The 896-nt window shown below is 37.3% G+C and carries 1 protein-coding gene; it reads left to right on the forward strand.

The features are described from left to right. Positions 1 to 66 precede the first annotated feature (66 nt). The coding region (locus AC5XHR_RS13750) for an IS30 family transposase (RefSeq protein WP_495951350.1) at positions 67 to 896 on the forward strand (830 nt) is incomplete at its 3' end.

The raw sequence follows: 896 nt of genomic DNA on the forward strand, positions 1-896 counted from the left end.
CGCCGGTTCAGAAATCTAGTGCAACAAATGTTAAAAAAATTAACACAATTTTATACGTTTGTAGCAATGAAAAAATACAAGAGATTATCCCTAGTTGAAAGAGTAAAAATTCAGGAGTTTCGTGATCTTAAATATTCACCTTCAAAAATTGCCGAGAAATTAGGAAGAAGCAAATCTACCATCACACGAGAACTTAAGAGGAACAGGTATGCACACCGAGATTATTACGCAGATGTGGCCGATCATCGTGCTTTACTTCGAACCTCAGATAGAAAATGGTGGAAGGATAAAATCAATAGCAATAAAGAACTTCGAGACTTTGTACATGAAAAGTTGGGATTACGTTGGTCACCCGACCAAATATCAGTTACTTTGAAACGACTTTACCCAAACAATAAAAGCATGAACGTATCTCACGAGACCATTTATTTATACATTTATCTTCACTGTAAAAACGGATTGAAAAAGGAGCTTATTTCTCAGCTTAGACAAGAACGTAAAAGTAGAGGGAACATAAAGACTAGAGCCGTATTGGAGCCAAAAATCAAGGATAGAGTTTCTATAGATGAGCGTCCTGAAGAGGTTTTGGGCAGAGAGATTTCAGGACATTGGGAAGGTGATTTAATCATCGGTAAAGATCACAAATCTTGTCTAGGAACCTTGGTAGAAAGAACCACACGAACGATTATACTTGTTCCATTGAAGAATAAGTTAGCAGAAACGGTAAGAAAAGCCTTTGAGAAGGAGTTTTTAAAGCTTCCCAAGACGATGCGTAAAACTCTTACTTATGATAATGGAACGGAGATGTCTGAACATAAATTATTTACCAAGAAAACAAAGGTTCAGGTCTATTTCACGCATCCCTACTCTCCTTGGGAACGCCCTACCAATGAGAA

It is taken from the genome of Kaistella sp. CFF1-2 (genome assembly GCF_059509915.1).